Here is a 17,113-nt window from a genome sequence, read left to right as displayed (position 1 = left end):
GATGGCGATCCCCCGGACCATGGTTAGAAAGATTTATTGGCTCATACCACCGTCTAAACCGGCTCGTTCGAGTTCACTAAAAAACCATTGTGCCTGTTTGAGCATTGCCGCTCGGTCGGCTTCTGACACTTGTTCGAGAGCTTTGGCAATGGAACCAAACTCGGCCAACTGAGCCTCTTGTTCTGCCAACATATCTTCGCTAGCACCATTTTGTCGCATCATTTCGATCCGTTGCTTGATCGACTGCTGGAATTCAGCAAAGTCCATCCCGACGGCCTCGAATTGCAGGCTCATTCCGGCTAATGCTGCACGCCGGAATGTATCAAACCCCTGTTCAATATTGTCAAAACCGTGCTTGATGGCGACTTTGTTGACGGTGTCATAGGCACCCACTTTTTTCAGGTGAGTCATAAAGCCAGAGCCGTCATCGGCAAAGAAGTCGGCTTCGCTTTCTTCACTTTCCCACTCCGGGTGCTGCTCGGAAAGTTTATTCATATCGACCATCAAATTGAGGACAGCTTGCAATGTCGGCTGGTCAAGTGTCGGCATGGCCCAAGCGGATGGCATGATGATTAGCGCCATAATGATGGCAACGAACTTTGTTTTCACGAATTCTTCCTTGTCAGTAAGAGGCAAATAACGAAGAGGCAATACAGCCGACTCGATACTAGATGACGCGCGCTAAATTCTCCACCTTGGATGCATGACATCATTAAAAACACCGCCACTGAGTCAATTGCTTGATATTGGTATTGATTGGTCTGGCGATTCTGTGATGGTGGTAAATTTGTTTGGTCATAACAAATTTTTTTCGTCTTCGGAGAGATCACCCCTGTTTACGATTTTTAGTTATTGGTCATAACTGGAACAGCTGGTGCCAGAGCCTAGTCAGGCAATTTAGCGCACTATTTAATTTGATAAGATTATTAATATAAGTCTTTTTTGGTCAGACAGGTTGCTTGGTTGACGCTTGATTTTACTGTGTTTTTATAGCCTGCACGGTTTAGATAGCGCTTGTTGTGAAGCGTTAATGCGACAGTTGGTCGCAACAGCAGTGGGGCGCTTTTACTTGGATGTTTAGCCCTCAGCGGAAACCGTATTCGACAATCCGTTTGAAAAGGCCCTTAAATGAAACAACGAATTCAAGCAGCTCCAAAAAAACTTACCATTGCTGCGAGCTTCGCGCTTGCCTTTGCTGCCCAACAAGCGATGGCAGCAACGATTACTAATCCGGGATTTGAGAGCAGTTGGGACGGTTGGGTGGATTCCGACCCTTCGTCGCTGTCGAGTGTTGCCCATAGCGGCTCGAAATCCGCCAAGATCAGCGGCAGTGGCGGCAGCGTTGAGCAAGTCGTAGCGGTGAATGACAGCACTAGCTATCAGCTGCAAGCCTATATCAAAGGCTTTGGCCGTATCGGTGTGATCGTCGATGGTAGCAATTACTCGGCAACAGGCGGTGGTTCTGACTTTGAGTTGGTAACCGTCGATTTTCAATCTGGCAGCGCTTCATCGGTCGTGGTTTACGGCGAATATGATGGCGCAGAAGGTCGCTTTGATAGCTTTGCTTTAATCGACCAAGGAGGCACCCCGACCGAGCCGCCTGCAGGCAAATGTAATGATGTGCTAAGTATTGCCAACGCATCGGATGATGGCGGTAATGATGGCAATGGTCCTGCCAATACTATCGATAATAATCTCAACACGCGCTGGTCATACAATGGTGTTGGTAAGCAAATCGTTTGGGATCTGGGCGGTACAGCCGATATCTCGGCAATGTCATTGGCGTTTTACAAAGGCGATCAACGCAGCGCTTCATTCGACCTCGAAATATCGAGCGATGCCAGCAACTGGACGCCGTTGCTGACTAGTGCCAATTCTGGTGGTAGTTCGTTGGCGCTGGAAAGCTTTGCTATAGCTGACACCAATGCTCGATATGTTCGTTATACCGGTTATGGCAACTCGGCCAATACTTGGAACAGTTTGACCGAAGTGCAAGTCAATGGTTGTAACTGGCAACAAGGCGGTGGCGAAGAGCCGGTTGACCCACCGGTTACTGGCAATCTCGATCCAAACCTACCTCCTTCAGGCAATTTCGACTTACTCGATTGGACCCTCGGCGTGCCGGTTGATAATGATGGCGATGGCAAATCAGATACCATCAAGGAAATCGAATTATCCAGTGGTTATGAGCACAGCAGTTGGTTCTATACCGATAGCGATGGTGGCATGGTGTTCAAAGCACCGGTTGATGCCCCGAAGACCTCAACCAATACCAGCTACACGCGCTCAGAATTGCGTGAAATGCTGCGCCGTGGCGACACCAGCTACAGTACCAAAGGTGTCGGTGGCAACAACTGGGTCTTTAGCAGTGCGCCTTCATCAGCACAAAATGCCGCTGGTGGTGTTGATGGCTTGTTGACCGCGACACTGGCTGTCAATCATGTCACTACCACGGGTGATAGCAGTCAGCAGGGGCGGGTCATTATCGGCCAGATCCATGCTAATGATGATGAGCCAGTGCGGATTTACTATCGCAAACTGAAGAACAACGCCAAGGGTTCGATTTACATTGCCCACGAGCCACGCACTGGCAGCGAGCAGTATTATGAGATGATTGGCAGCAGGTCGAGCAGCGCCAGCAACCCAGTTGACGGTATTGCCCTTGATGAGCAGTTTAGCTATTCAATCCGAGTGGTTGGCAATACCCTGACCGTGACCATCATGCGCGATGGCAAGGCGGATGTCGTGCAACAGGTTGATATGTCAGCGTCGGGCTATGATGATTCAAGCCAATACATGTACTTCAAAGCGGGCGTGTACAATCAGAACAATACTGGTGATGGCAACGATTATGTGCAAGCCACCTTCTACGCGCTGGATAACACCCACACCGGCTATAACCCATAGTTCATGCGCCTGAGTAACATCATGGACGAGTGACTTCCAAAGCCAGCGCAAGCTGGCTTTTTTCTGTACAAAACGACAGCAGCTTGTGAACAGCTAGTTGTATTGCATGCTTCATTAAACATTTATGACAGCCACTGTTAGGCCGTTGTCTTGGCTATAGTTTTTGGTATCACTCGGTTTGTTGAGGGCCGCATGGCTTCAACTCGCTTATTTAATCTGAAACGCCATTTACCTGAGCTGTTTGAATTAGAGCATTTGCTGGTTCGAGCTGGGGCTAGAGTCCGTTCGAAAGTTCTTACCCAAGTATCCGTCGCCGATACTCAGTTACCTATTCACGCTTTGGAGTTAGGCTCCGACGCTCCTGGTGCGCCAATGCTTGGCTTGATTGGCGGCGTTCATGGGGTCGAGCGGATTGGCTCGCAAGTGCTGCTTGCATATTTACACAGTTTGCTTGAACGGATGCGCTGGGATGATTCCATTGATTGCCAGTTAGCGGGGCTGAAGCTGGTATTTGTCCCCATTGCAAATCCCGGGGGGATGTATCATAACAGCCGTTGCAATCCCAATGGTGTTGACCTCATGCGCAATGCGCCAATTGCAGCCAAGGGCAAAGTACCAATGTTGCTCGGGGGGCATCGCATTAGCCGGATGTTGCCTTGGTATCGAGGGCCCAAAGATGCGCCAATGGAGCCGGAGCTACAAGCTTTACACGGCTACATGGAGGAGCAAATCAATGGCCGACCGTTTAATCTGACCCTTGATGTTCACAGTGGCTTCGGTTTTAAAGATCGCCTTTGGTTTCCGTATGCTGGGGCATTTGAACCGATCCGCGATTTGAACGTGATGTACCGAATCAATCGCTTATTCGTTAAAACGTTTCCCAATCACACCTTGTATCAAGTTGAGCCTCAGGCCCATTCTTACACCACCCATGGTGACGTTTGGGACTTGTTGTACGACAACAGTTTGATTCAGCAGCCCGAAGCAACATTTTTGCCATTAACTTTGGAAATGGGATCCTGGTTGTGGGTGAAAAAGAATCCACGGCAACTGTTGCGTTACCGTGGCTTGTTCCACCCAGAGTTGCCTCACCGCCGCTCGCGAATACTTCGTCGTCATTACCCGCTGTTGGACTTTTTAATGATGGCCACAAGGAGCCATCGAAACTGGATGAAAACCAAACCCGAACAGGTCGATAAAGACACCCGAGCGGCAATAAAATTGTGGTATGACGGCGAGGCAAGAACATGACGTTACGAATTGTATTGTTGCGCGGAATTCTGCGCGATCATCGACATTGGAATGACTGGCCGCAGAAACTACAACAGGCGATCCCCCGTAGCGTTGTTGAAACCCCAGATCTAGCGGGTAATGGTGCTCGCAACAATGCTGCTTCGGGCACCAATATGAGAGCAATGGTTGATGACTTAAAGTCTCAAATTAGTCCGCTACAATGTGGCGACCAACTGGTGTTGGTCACTATATCCATGGGCGCAATGATCGCTTGCCAATGGGCGCAGAGCTACCCAGACGAAGTGACTGGGATTGTCATGATGAATTCAAGTTTGCGTCGATTCAGCGGGTTCTATCATCGTTTGCGGCCCGCTGCTTATTGCAGCGCGCTGCGAGTTGCGATTGCCGCAACGCCAGTGCAACGAGAGCGTTGGGTGTTGCGCTGGACTAGCTTGAGGCACAGCGAGGACAAGGCGTTAGCGCAGCTTTGGAGCAACTATGCCTCGGCGGCAAAGCCAACCTTGCTCAATAGCCTGCGCCAGTTGCGAGCAGCTGCCAGTTATCGGGGGCCGGTTCGGCCTCCTTGTGACAACATCGTCATCCTGTCTGGCGCTGCTGATCAGTTGGTTTCACCGCAGTGTTCGCTGGCCATAGCTCGAGCTTGGCATTGTCGCCAGGTCACCCACCCTCAGGCTGGTCACGATTTACCACTTGACCAACCTGATTGGGTGGTGCGCAAAGTGGTCGATTTTGTCGCACAACTACAATCTAAAGATTGAGCATTGCTCGCTCGACCGGTTTGCTAATGAATGTGGCTACCGCCACCAAGCTTGCTACCATCGGCATTGTAAAAGCCGGAAGAGCCGTGCTGGACAAAGCCCAACTTCATCATTTTTAACAAGAAGGGATCGCTTTCATTGTCACCAACATCAGCATAATCCGTGGTTTGATAGGCCTGACGTGACGCAAAGAATTGGTCGATTTGCTCACTATCTTCGGATGTCTGCTGCAGTTCAATAGTGAACAACTGACTCATGGCCTTTTCCTGATATAGCACCACCAGTTGTGATGCCGGTTGCCATACCAGACGATACAACTTGCCCTGTTTTTTAAGTTCGTAGGTTTCGGTGCGCAGGCAACCTTCGCCAGCCTCACTGACTAATGTCATTTGCTTGCGAAATGCATCATCGATCAATTGATACTTGCTTTGCCAAACTTGATCGCTGGCGCTGCCTTTCACTTCGTCCGGAAAGTATTCAATGCCCCGTTGGTAATCATCGAAGTAACGAACAGGACGACTGCGGCCATCGTTTCCTCGAGACCATACTTCGGTGATCGCTTCTTGTGGATATTGCAAAGCGACTTCGCTGGCATGAGCACTAACGTTGCGCCACAGCGTCAGGTTTTTGGTCTGAGCGCTGCGAATATCCCATTTTCGAGTCAGGGTGTATTCGGCACTTAAACGTTGTTGATTCATTGAACAACTCTGCTTTGCCGCCGTTGGCGTCGCATTTGCTGCGGCGCAAAAAAGTAGTGCGATGGCGCCAATCAAGAGGGTGCTGGTGCCACACGCAGCGCTGAAAAATGAGGTAGGAATGTTGCGAATGTTCATTGTGTCTCCCAAAGACTAACAAAGCGCATCGAGCCCTGGCTCGATGCGCTTGACCGTTAGAACCGGCTTTTGCAGCCAGAGTTACTTGTGTTACTCGACAACCTGATCCGCGTTGGTCGTCAGCTCTGCGGCATAATCCATGACGTGGAAAATGATGCTTTGCTCGTTAGTGCCGGTAACCAGTGATGCTCCAGGACCACTGGCGTAGATACCCACGTCTTCACCGGCGTGAGTTTCTGAGCTCATTGGCACCAGTGCTTCTTGGTGATAGCCCGGTGTTGTGGTGTCAACATCGCTGAGATCCATACGACCAGCATTAATATCAACGCCATAACCTGCGTCTGCATTGGTATCACTACCTAAGTTCATGAAGCCTCGACCATTGGTGTAACCCAACGTGGTGTATGGCATACCATCAGCTGCTTCGGCAGGGGTATCAGAGCCAACACCTACGACTTTACCTAGGATTGGGTTACCGCGTTTGGGATAACCGGCAATGGTAAACACATGGCTGTGGTCTGCGGTGACGATGATCAGAGTTTCCTGATCGTTGGTCATCTCCATCGCCGCTTTGACCGCTTCGGCAAACTCAATGGTGTCAGTTAATGCGGTATAAGCATTGCCAGCGTGGTGACCGTGGTCAATACGACCCGATTCAACCATCAAGAAGAAACCTTCTTCATTGTTATCCAATACTTCAATTGCTTTGGCTGTCATATCACGCAAAGACGGCTCGCCAGCGACGTCGTTTTTGCGGTCAGCTTCATATTGCATGTGCGATTCGTTGAACAGGCCGAACAACTTGCTGGTAGTTGCAGTATTGACTGATTCAAAGCCCATTTTGTCGTAAACATAAGTGCCTTGTGGGTAAGTCGCCTGCCATTCCGCTGTCAGATCGCGACCATCGGTGCGGTCACCTTCGGTTGAGCTCACAGCATCAGGGCTATTGAAGCTGGCATCTTTCGGCAAGAAGTGACGACGACCGCCGCCCATGACAACTTCGATACCATCAACATCAAGGTCAGAGAAACGCGCTTCGAGGTTGGCTTCAAAGTTAACCAATTGCGAGGCAATGTCTTCACAGCCAGCATCAACCGCTTCGGTTGGCATATCAGAGACATCTTCCCAGTTACGATCAGCCGACTTAGCGTAAGTCGCCGCAGGGGTCGCGTGGGTAATTCGTGCAGTCGAGATCACCCCAGTTGATTTACCAGCAATTTCTGCCAGCTCTAATGCTGTAACCAACTCGTTGCCAGCGACCGTTGAACAGTCACCGCGAACAATGTCCTCATCAACGCCAATGACCCCAACGTCAGTTTTTACACCGGACATCATGGCTGTCATGGTACCTGCCGAGTCTGGGGTTTGGGCATCGACATTGTAAGTTTTAGCAAGCCCAGCAAATGGCATGCTGCCGAAACTCAAGACGTTCTCTTCACCCATGCCACCATTCATTTGGCCTTCGAGAATACGAGCAGCGGTAACGGTTGAAATGCCCATGCCATCACCAACAAACAGAATCACGTTTTTCGCTTTGCGAGTGGTCGTTGGTGCAACGTAAGTGGTGCTCGAAGCTCGAGTGGTAGCCGTTGGCGCAACATCATAAGGCGTCATCAATGCTTGCTCGATGTAATCTTGACCGTCTTTAAACCAAGGGTTATTCAAGGTTTCGACGGTGACAACAGCTTCAGAAACCGGATCGTATGGCAAACAGGCATAGCTGGTGTCATCGATTTCTTCGGCTTCCAAGGTGCCGTTGTCATTGTCATCCAAGCCTGAGTCGAATTGCACACCACCACCAAGACAGATGTCATGGCCAGCGGCGAGTTCAATCGAATTGATCAGTGAATCAAGGCCATCAGAGCCTGGCGCGCCGTCTGAGCCATCTTGCCCAGGAGCGCCGTCCATACCCGGTGTACCATCAGCACCATTGGTGCCGTTAATGCCATCTTTACCATCGTCGCCATCACAACCTGTTAAAGCCAGAGCAGAGGCAACCGCGATACTTAAAATTAACTTATTCATTGGGATCCTTCCTTACTCTGCAACCAAGTCAAGAGCGTTCTCGATGAGGTGGAATACGATGTTTTGCTCAATCGTGCCTTGCGCTAGGTGAGCACCCGGCCCCATGGCATGGAGGGTGATATCTTCACCAGCATGAGTTTCTGAGCTTAGTGGGATCACCGCTTCTTGGTGATAGCCTGAGGTTGTTGTATCGACATTGGTTAAATCCTGACGGCCATTAGCGTTGTCTAAACCGTAAGTGGCGTCAGCATTGGTTTCGTCGCCTAAATCGCGAAAACCACGACCATTGGTGTATCCCAAAGTGGTGTATGGCATGCCATCGGCTGCTTGGGCGGGTGTATCTGAGCCAACACCAACTACTTTGCCAAGGATTGGGTTACCACGTTTGGGGTAGCCAGCAATGGTAAATACATGGCTGTGGTCAGCCGTCACAAGGATGAGCGTGTCTTCGGCATTGGTGGCATCGACAGCAGCCTGAACTGCTTTGGCAAATTCAATGGTATCGGTCAGCGCATTGTAGGCGCTGCCTGCATGGTGGCCGTGGTCAATACGACCCGACTCAACCATTAGGAAGAAGCCGTTGTCGTTGTTATCCAATACGTCAATTGCGGTGGCTGTCATTTCACTTAACGAAGGCTCGCCGGCAACATCGTTGTCGCGGTCGGCCTCATATTGCATGTGTGACTCATTGAAAAGACCCAATACGCGCTCAACGTTTTCGGTGTCAATGGCATCGAAACCTGTTTGATCCATGACATACGCACCATTTGGATACGCTGCCAACCACTCGGCGGTCAAATCACGACCGTCGGTACGGTCACCTTCGACAGAGCTCACGGCATCGGCACTGTTATAGGCTGCGTCTTTCGGCAAGAAGTGGCGACGACCACCACCAAACGCAACTTCGATACCATCGACGTCGGCACCGGCAAAACGTTGCTCCATCAAGTTTTCGAAATTCACCAACTGGCTGGCAATATCGGTACAGCCACCATTGACTGCCGCTTCTGGCATATCAGAAACGTCTTCCCAATTGCGGTCTGCTGATTTTGCGTAGGTTGCTGCTGGCGTTGCATGAGTGATACGCGCGGTTGAGATGATGCCGGTTGAAAGGCCTTTGAGTTCAGCCAACTCCAAGGCAGTGATCATCTCGTTGCCAGCCACTGTGCTGCAATCGCCACGGACAATATCTTCATCAACGCCGATGACACCTACATCGGTTTTAGCACCTGACATCATGGCAGTCATGGTGCCGGCTGAGTCTGGCGTTTGAGCGTCGACGTTATAGGTTTTTACCAGTGCAGAGTAGGGGAATGTTTCGAAGCTTAGGTAGCCTTCTTCACCCATATTACCGCCCATCTGACCTTCTAAAATCCGAGCCGCAGTTAGCGTCGAGACACCCATACCGTCGCCGACGAACAGAATCACGTTCTTCGCTTTGGTCGATTGAGAGCGGGCTAATTTGGCCGCAATTTTAGTTTGGGCGTCTTGATACCAGCTGCTAGTGGTTTGAGATTCCGGCAATACCCCAGCTGTCGCTGAGGTGCATAAACCGGCCACAAGCAAGCTGCACAATGCAGTGCTTTGTTTCAACATGGTTTCACCTTTCCTGGTTTTGTTTTAAGTCGACAGCAGAGATTTGGTTGGCAACTGCTGCGCAACGGTGATCGGAAGTGCTCGAAAGCGATAATCAGCAGCAAAGCTAAGGTGAAAATGTGACGAATTGGTTTCGGTTTTGCGGTGGTTTGGTGAATTAAAAATGAAACGTGTTACGTTGTAACATATTGTTGCTGTTAGATTTTTATTCTGTTTTTGGCTTCAATCCATTGCGACATGTACTGTGTGCTTTTCAACGTATGGTGTTGCAACATGGCACCAACGAAGTGCTGTTGACGGAGGCGGTCAACGTCTGCTGCGATCTCGTCCACCACTCGGTGTAACGCACGTTCAAGAGTCGGGCGGTGATACAACTCGAGGTGATCAGGGATTTGCGATACAGCTTGTTGCCAAACCTGTTGATCGTGATGGAGCGTCACCGCTGCATCGATAAAAGATGATTCATCGGCGGCAATCGCTCCGGGCCAGCTCGTCTCGGTCGTCATTCCCTCTGCGCCAATGGTTGTGGTCACGCTAGGTAAGCCATAAAGCATGGCATCAAGCAGTTTACCCTTGAGCCCAGCGCCAAAGCGCAAAGGGGCAAGAAGCACGCGAGCTTGGCTCATTACCTCCGAGACATCTTGGGCCCAGCCTTTGACTAGGAAACCGATCGCTGGTTGGTGCAATTGGGTCGCTTTTTTCGGAGGATAGGCGCCGTAGATATGCAATTCAGCATCGGGGCACTGGCGCCGTATTTGTGGCCATAACTGGCGAAGCTCTAGTACAGCATCCCAGTTTGGCGCATGGCGGAAGTTACCGATGCTGACAAAGTGCTGGCGCTGGTCAAATGGCACAACCGGCGAGTGGGTGGTTGATTCGACCATAAAGGGCAGCATTAGCAATTGAGATTTGGGTACTTGGTAGTGTTGGTGAATCAGTTGGTATTCAAATGGTGAAATCACCAAGGTTAAGTCACTGCGATATATTGCCGCCAACTCGCGATGAGCCATGGGGTTGTTAAGTTCGGCACATTCGCTATTTGCCCCTGCCTTGACTGCCTGATGGCGGGCATGGCGTAGGCTGTGCAGATCTTCCATGTTGAGCACTCGTATCGCCTGTGGCCAGCTGTTACTCACTCGCCAGCCAAACTGTTCCTCCATCATGAAGCGATCGAACAACACAACAGAAGGTTGCAGGTCAGCAACAAACACATCGAAACTGGAGCTATTCAATTCGATTGCGGTGATGTCGATGCCAAGGGCTTGAAGGTTGACGGCATGATCGGAGAAATCGGCTGGGCTGGCGAAATTAATTTGATAGCCCCGTGCCAAGAAACTCATCAGCAACTGCATCATTCTGCTACCGGCAGCCGATGAATTTGGCTCAGGCCAAACATAGCCAATGACCAGCAATTGTTGAGCGCTTTGGGGTTCCATAGGGGGATTCGACATGGGTGATTAGGGGCAATGGTATTCGGTTCGCCGATTTTATCACGGTAAATCGTGTTGGTGCTTGGTCGTTCGCTTTTGCTGAAAATAATAGCTAGTTAAAACAATAGATAAATCACTTGTAAAATTTTTGGGACCGGTTTCTTGTGCCTATACTCTATTCAATACTGTTTTGAATTGAGGACCGTAGATGAAGACTCTGGTTACTTTGCTGGTCTATTTTGGGATGGCATCGAGTGCGGCCTCGGAGCTGTTGTTTTGGCATCAAAAAGAAGAAGCAAGAGCTTGGTTTCCACAGGTGGCCCAGCAATATGAAGCTGCCACTGGCGTTCGGGTTAAAGTCTCATTTTTGCCAACCGGAGAGCTTAAAACAAACTTGATGCGAGCGGTCTTTGATGGCAATTCGCCAAATGTCGCGTTGGTTCCGGCTGACTTTATTGGTGACTACCGACGCCTTGGGTTAACACCGTTAGGTGATGACGTCTTCGCCGAAGGTATGCCGCCACCTGCGTTAAATTTAGCCACCTATGATGGTAGCCGTTATGGTGTGCCGTTGTTGGGCGGTAATCATTTAATGTTGTTTTACAATAAAAAATTTATCGATAAACCGGCCACAACTTGGCGTGATTTAGTTGCTCAGCGCGATATGGTTGAGAGCAAAGGAGTTAAGCTGATCGGTTGGAAGTTTGGTGAGATGTATTGGTTCGCCAGTTTTTTGCCTGCTTTTGGCGCGTTCCCGGTCAATGACAATCAAATAACGCTCAACACGCCAGAAACTCAGCGAGCGCTGACCTTCTATAAACAGATCGCTGATGACGGTTTAGTCGATTCCTCCTGCGGCTATGACTGCAGTTTTGAAGACTTCAAAACAGGCAAGTTTGCTTATGTCATCAATGGTGACTGGGCGTTCAAGGACATGTCAAATTCCCTCGCTAAAGACTTCGGTGTCACCTTGCTACCTTCGATAGACGGCCGACCAATGAAACCTATGTTCTCTGGTATGGTGCTGATTTTTCCAAACCAAGATTTTGATGGTGAAACGGGCAAGCGATTAACTGATTTTGCTCAATATCTGCAATCTCAGACCATGCAGCAGCGCTTCTATGATGAGCTCGGTGCTTTGCCGGTTCACCCGACGGTTGTTGAGCATATTCAGCAATCGGCAACTGACAATATGAAAGCCTTGCTCGAACAATTAAAACAAGCCAAAGCCGCACCACCAACGCCGGCGATGGCTGCCGCGTGGATCGGCATGCGAAAAGGCTTTGAGCTTTACATGAGCGGCCATGGCACTGTTGAGCAGGCGACTCAGTTGATGCAGCGATTCTCCGAGCATGAACTGAAAAAAGCGCAAAGTGCATCACTCAAGTCGGTTGACTAAGGAGTTGCGGTTAGATGTTTGAACGGATGCGGACACTGCGCGGAACACTAAGCGGCATTATTCTGGCCGCAGCCCTTGTTCCTTGTCTACTAACGGCGAGCTATTTGATTGAGCGCTTCAGAACCGTCTCGCAAACAGCCACCGTTGGAGCGCTGGAGCAAGTTGCCCAATTCCTCACCAATGATGTTGAACGGGACTACCAATTGTTGTTTGCCACCATTGAGCAACTCAGTTCAGATCCTGACATTATTTACGCCGCTTATACTGGCGCTTTTGGCGCCAAAGCGCAGCAAAAGCTGGAGAAAATCCGACAAATCCACCCCTCGGCATTTGGTTTGCTAATTGTCGATGCGCTTGGGTGGCCAGTTGAGGTGGCACCAACCTCATTAGAGTTGCTGGAGTTGGATCCGATAGCTCCTCAGCTTGATTCCTTCTTTAACGACCGCTCTGGTATCAATGCCGATGTGCTGGACATCGATCACGGCCGATTTGTCGATCGAATCTATCAGTTACAGTCGCGTGACCCACAACATCAAATTGAGCTGGCGAGCGACCACTTATTCATGGTGTTGTCGCCACTTTGGATGTCCGCCGCTGACAAAGAAGAAATGCACGAGTTAGTGGGTGCATTGGTGGTGCTGATCCCCGTGCATAGCTTGTTGCAGACCGCCGAACAACGACTGGCTTATGCCGAAGATATGGGGATTTCAATCCTCGACGTGACGATGAATGGCGCTAGCGTGCTGAAAACCACATTAGATCGCGAGATGCTCGATCGTCATTTGCAACTCAAGGTGCCTTTGGAAGTAGAGCATACTGATGCAACCATTGAACTGACGTTGGGAGTTGAGCGAATCTCGGCGCTACAACAAGTCGAGGCGTTGCGCACCGAATTGTGGGCAATTGTGGTGGGCTTGATCATCATTTTTGGCAGTGCCGCGTATATCGGGTCACGCTACTTAGTCCACCCCATCATGGTCGTTAATCAACTGGTTTCCAGCTATGCCTCTGGAGACTACAGCAACAAGTCGCTGAAATTGTCTTTCCGAGAGTTGCAACAAATGGCCTATGTGCTGGAGCAGATGGCACAACGCATTGTCGATGACCAGCATCAGTTGGAGCAACGAGTGAAAGAGCGCACGTTTGAGCTGCAGAATACCAATGAGGAGCTTCGTCATACGATGGAGCAGCTCAAAGCGACTCAAACGCAATTAGTGGAGGCAGAAAAAATGTCCCAGCTTGGTCAGCTAGTTGCTGGTGTCGCACACGAAATAAATACCCCAGTTGGAGTGGCGGTAACAGCGGCAACGTTGCTTGAGCGGCAAACTGAAGATTTAGAACACCATGTGGAAGAGGAGAGTTTAACCAAAAGGCGTCTGCAGGAATACGTTACTAGCACGCTTCAAACCAGCGAAATGGTTCGCTCAAATTTACAACGGGCCGCAAATCTGATCCGTAACTTTAAGGAGGTTGCCGCCGATCAAAGCTCTGAACACTTACGCAAATTCGGTTTGCTCGAATACGTCAATAGCCTGATTAAAAGCCTGCAACCTGAACTCAAAGGCTACCAACTCGACATTGATGTTGATGGTGACGAAACGCTTGTGCTCGATAGCTATCCGGGGGCCTACAGTCAGGTGCTGACCAATCTGATTATGAACTCGCTCAAACATGGCTTCTATCGAGACAAGCATCACCATATCAATATTTGTTTCGAGGTCCATGATCAACAATTGCTACTTAAATACCGAGATGACGGCCGCGGTATTGATGCCGTCACACTACCGCGAATATTTGACCCCTTCTTTACCACTCAACGCACCTCTGGCGGCACCGGGCTAGGGCTGCACATTGTTTATAACGTGGTTAGCCAGAAGCTTGGCGGCACTATTGAAGTTCACAGTGACGTCGGCGATGGTGTTGAGTTCATCATGAGAATGCCATTGCCACTTCCGCAACGACACGATGCCAAACTTGGTTAACCGTTCAGCAGATCCAACGTAGTGTTGGAGCAGAGCATGAGCTTCGTCAAAAGCACTTGATAAAAGCACTGTTCAGCCTTATCTAGGCTGGCACTTGCGTGAAAGAACGGGTTAGAATTCGCGCCAGCATTTTTTCACCTATTCATTAAAGAGCGATTGTCATGGGCAGAGCGTATCAAAACCGCAAGGAATCAATGGCCAAAACGGCTGCGGCAAAAACCAAGGTGTACTCCAAGTACGGCAAAGAGATTTATGTTTGTGCTAAAAACGGTGGCGCTGATCCGGATGGTAATTTGGCCCTACGTCGCTTAATCGATGGTGCGAAAAAAGATCAGGTACCAACCCATGTTATTGAGCGCGCGTTAGAAAAAGCCCAAGGCGGTGCCGACGAAAACTACGAAACTGCTCGTTATGAAGGCTTTGGTCCGGGTAACTGCATGGTCATCGTCGATTGCTTGACCGATAACGGCAATCGCACTTACATGGAAGTCGGCTTGTGCTTTAAGAAAACCAATTCAAAAATTGGTTCGCCAGGCGCCGTCGCCCACATGTTCGATCATCTATCAGTATTTGTCTTTGATGGTGACGATGAAGATACGGTATTGGAAGCGCTAATGATGGCCGATGCCGATGCCAATGACATCGAAGTTGAAGACGGCAAAGTCACTGTGTTTGCTCCAGCGAATGAATTCTACAACGTCAAAACGGCACTGACAGACGCCTTTGATGGCATTGAGTTTGACGTCGAAGAGATTAGCTTCGTGCCTCAAACTTACACCGCGGTTGAAGGTGATGACGTTGAAGTGTTCGAAAAATTCATTGCCATGTTGGAAGATTGTGATGATGTTCAAAACGTCTACCACAATGCAGAGTTACCAGCATAAAGTTGACCAAACTTCGAGCTGACTAAACGCCCAACTCAGTTGGGCGTTTTTGTGTCCACAGAGCCCAAGATGAAACTTCGCGATTACCAACAAGATGCCGTTGATGCCGTACTGCGTCACTTCCGTCAAACTGATGAAGCAGCCGTCATTGTGTTGCCGACAGGCGCCGGCAAAAGCTTAGTTATTGCAGAGTTAGCGCGACTAGCTCGCTACCCGATCTTGGTATTGGCCCATGTTAAAGAGCTGGTCGAGCAGAATCAGGCGAAGTTTCAAGCCTTGGGGTTTGAATCGGGGATCTTTGCCGCCGGACTTGGTCGTAAGGAATCCGATCTGCCGGTGACGTTTGCCAGTATTCAATCGCTCAGTCGCAACCTTGATGAGTTTAATGGCTTCTACTCGCTGATTATTATCGATGAATGTCATCGCGTTAGTGATGACGAAGATAGTCAGTACCTCAAAGTCATTAACCATTTAAAGCAGGTCAATCCGCAATTGAAAGTGCTGGGTTTGACCGCCACGCCTTATCGGTTGGATAAAGGTTGGATTTATCAGCAGCACTACCATGGTTTTGTTCGCACCGAGCACCAAACGCCATTTCGTCGCTGCATTTTTGAATTGCCATTGCGACAGTTGATCAAACGCCAGTTTTTAACTCCGCCGTTGATGATTGATGCGCCAGCCGCTCGCTACCAATGGGATGACTTGCCGGCGGCGTATACCGAAAGCGATCTTGATGCCTATTTAGCGAAGTCGCCACGCATTACCCAAGCCGTGTGTCAGCATATTGTTGAGCTTGCGCAATCGCGCCAAGGGGTGATGATTTTTGCTGCCACAGTTGCTCATGCCCATGAGGTTGCCGAGCAATTACCCGATGGCGAGACGGCGTTGATTACCGGAGCAACAGCAGTCAAAGAACGCGATGAGCTGATTGCCCAATTCAAACTTCGACAGCTGAAATATCTGGTCAATGTGGCAGTTTTGACAACCGGTTTTGATGCGCCGCATGTCGACTTTATTGCGATTCTGCGCCGCACCGAGTCGGTCAGTTTGTATCAACAAATTGTTGGCAGAGGATTGCGCTTAGCCCAAGGCAAACAGGACTGTTTAGTCGTTGACTACGCCGGTAACGGTTACGACTTACACCAACCAGAAATCGGCGCACCAAAGCCCCACCCGAATAGTGAGCTAGTGCAAGTGCCGTGTCCTAGCTGTGGTTTTGGCAACTTATTCTGGGGCATTACCGATGCCGATGGTGACATCGTGGAACATCATGGGCGCCGTTGCCAAGGTTTAGTCGAGACTGACGATGGCCTACAACAGTGCCAGTTTCGCTTTCAATTCAAACAATGTGGTCATTGCAATGCTGAAAATGATATTGCCGCGCGCCAATGTCACCAATGTGGCGAAATGCTAATTGACCCGGACGATAAGCTCCGACAGGCATTGAACCTCAAAGACCGCATGGTGATCCGTTGCGCGGGGATGTCTGCAACAGTTGATGGCGATACCTTGCGACTGAGTTATCACGACGAAGATGGCGCGGAGCTTTCGGAGCGATTTGATTGGTCATCTGCCAAACAGCGTGGTTTCTTTGCCAATGAGTTTTGTCGGACTCACGATGGTCAACAGCAGGCAGTGGACAGTGTCGAACAAGTTGCCAATACCATCCACCAAAGAGTGGCACCAGACTTTGTCATTGCCCGCCAAGTGCGCAAACACTGGCGAGTGGAATATCGCATCTTTGACTACGTTGGCCCGTACCGCAAAGCTAACCAAATCGCCTGATTGGTTGTCATGTATTGTTTCCTTTTTGTCATGGCGCTAACCGCATGGGCAATACCAGAAAACACCTTCCATTCATCTCATTCATGGCTCGACGTCAATGATTCCTAATACCTATTAATGCTGTTTAACTTTTTGAATTATATATGGAAATTTGGTTGTTAAATTATTGTGGATTCAATGGGATTTTTACGGCAAAATTGCTCGCCCAAAAAATGAGCCACAAACAGCGGCTGGACACAAACTAAACACTGGAGAGCATG

General features: G+C 49.8%; 12 protein-coding genes. 7 read left to right on the top strand and 5 right to left on the bottom strand.

What is annotated here, in order from left to right; genetic code table 11:
• Nucleotides 1-33: 33 nt before the first annotated feature.
• Nucleotides 34-609 (bottom strand): hypothetical protein, encoded by a 576-nt coding sequence (locus CBE68_RS12160; RefSeq protein ID WP_087506362.1) that lies wholly within the window; start codon nt 607-609, stop codon nt 34-36.
• A gap of 519 nt (nt 610-1,128) precedes the next feature.
• Here CBE68_RS12160 and CBE68_RS12155 point away from each other — a divergent pair.
• The 3 genes from CBE68_RS12155 (at nt 1,129) to CBE68_RS12145 (ending at nt 4,919) form a co-directional block, all read left to right on the top strand.
• Nucleotides 1,129-2,907: a polysaccharide lyase family 7 protein gene (locus tag CBE68_RS12155; RefSeq protein WP_188708292.1), complete on the top strand. Its 1,779-nt coding sequence runs from the start codon at nt 1,129-1,131 to the stop codon at nt 2,905-2,907.
• Between the two features lie 192 nt (nt 2,908-3,099).
• Nucleotides 3,100-4,158: a DUF2817 domain-containing protein gene (locus CBE68_RS12150; protein WP_087506361.1), complete on the top strand. Its 1,059-nt coding sequence runs from the start codon at nt 3,100-3,102 to the stop codon at nt 4,156-4,158.
• Nucleotides 4,155-4,919, top strand: coding sequence for an alpha/beta fold hydrolase (locus tag CBE68_RS12145; RefSeq protein ID WP_087506360.1), 765 nt, complete (start codon nt 4,155-4,157; stop codon nt 4,917-4,919). The genes CBE68_RS12150 and CBE68_RS12145 overlap by 4 nt, the downstream gene beginning before the upstream one ends.
• Before the next feature lie 23 nt (nt 4,920-4,942).
• On the opposite strand, the gene CBE68_RS12140 is transcribed toward CBE68_RS12145, so the two are convergent.
• From CBE68_RS12140 to CBE68_RS12125, 4 genes are all read right to left on the bottom strand, one after another.
• On the bottom strand, nt 4,943-5,752 hold the full coding sequence (locus CBE68_RS12140; protein ID WP_087506359.1) for a hypothetical protein: 810 nt from the start codon (nt 5,750-5,752) through the stop codon (nt 4,943-4,945).
• 90 nt (nt 5,753-5,842) lie between these two features.
• On the bottom strand, nt 5,843-7,777 hold the full coding sequence (locus CBE68_RS12135) for an alkaline phosphatase (RefSeq protein ID WP_087506358.1): 1,935 nt from the start codon (nt 7,775-7,777) through the stop codon (nt 5,843-5,845).
• Between the two features lie 12 nt (nt 7,778-7,789).
• Nucleotides 7,790-9,373: an alkaline phosphatase gene (locus CBE68_RS12130; RefSeq protein WP_087506357.1), complete on the bottom strand. Its 1,584-nt coding sequence runs from the start codon at nt 9,371-9,373 to the stop codon at nt 7,790-7,792.
• A gap of 197 nt (nt 9,374-9,570) precedes the next feature.
• Complete coding sequence (locus tag CBE68_RS12125) at nt 9,571-10,809, bottom strand: glycosyltransferase (protein WP_087506356.1); 1,239 nt, start codon at nt 10,807-10,809, stop codon at nt 9,571-9,573.
• Nucleotides 10,810-11,011: 202 nt separating this feature from the next.
• Here CBE68_RS12125 and CBE68_RS12120 point away from each other — a divergent pair, with 202 nt between their 5' ends.
• The 4 genes from CBE68_RS12120 (at nt 11,012) to CBE68_RS12105 (ending at nt 16,853) form a co-directional block, all read left to right on the top strand.
• The gene (locus tag CBE68_RS12120) at nt 11,012-12,202 is read left to right on the top strand and encodes a sugar ABC transporter substrate-binding protein (RefSeq protein ID WP_087506355.1); all 1,191 of its coding nucleotides are present in this window, start codon (nt 11,012-11,014) and stop codon (nt 12,200-12,202) included.
• Between the two features lie 14 nt (nt 12,203-12,216).
• Entirely contained in the window at nt 12,217-14,184 is a 1,968-nt protein-coding gene (locus CBE68_RS12115; RefSeq protein WP_087506354.1) for a sensor histidine kinase, read from the top strand.
• Nucleotides 14,185-14,345: 161 nt separating this feature from the next.
• Nucleotides 14,346-15,068 (top strand): YebC/PmpR family DNA-binding transcriptional regulator, encoded by a 723-nt coding sequence (locus CBE68_RS12110; RefSeq protein ID WP_087506353.1) that lies wholly within the window; start codon nt 14,346-14,348, stop codon nt 15,066-15,068.
• Between the two features lie 69 nt (nt 15,069-15,137).
• Nucleotides 15,138-16,853 carry a DEAD/DEAH box helicase gene (locus tag CBE68_RS12105; RefSeq protein ID WP_087506352.1) on the top strand — a complete coding sequence of 572 codons (1,716 nt, stop codon included), beginning with the start codon at nt 15,138-15,140 and terminating at the stop codon, nt 16,851-16,853.
• Nucleotides 16,854-17,113: the final 260 nt, after the last annotated feature.

Source organism: Neiella marina (assembly GCF_002165625.1).
In the GTDB taxonomy this organism is placed as follows: domain Bacteria; phylum Pseudomonadota; class Gammaproteobacteria; order Enterobacterales; family Neiellaceae; genus Neiella; species Neiella marina.
Note: the sequence above shows the minus strand (reverse complement) of the source record. Positions and strands in the feature narration are given on the sequence as shown.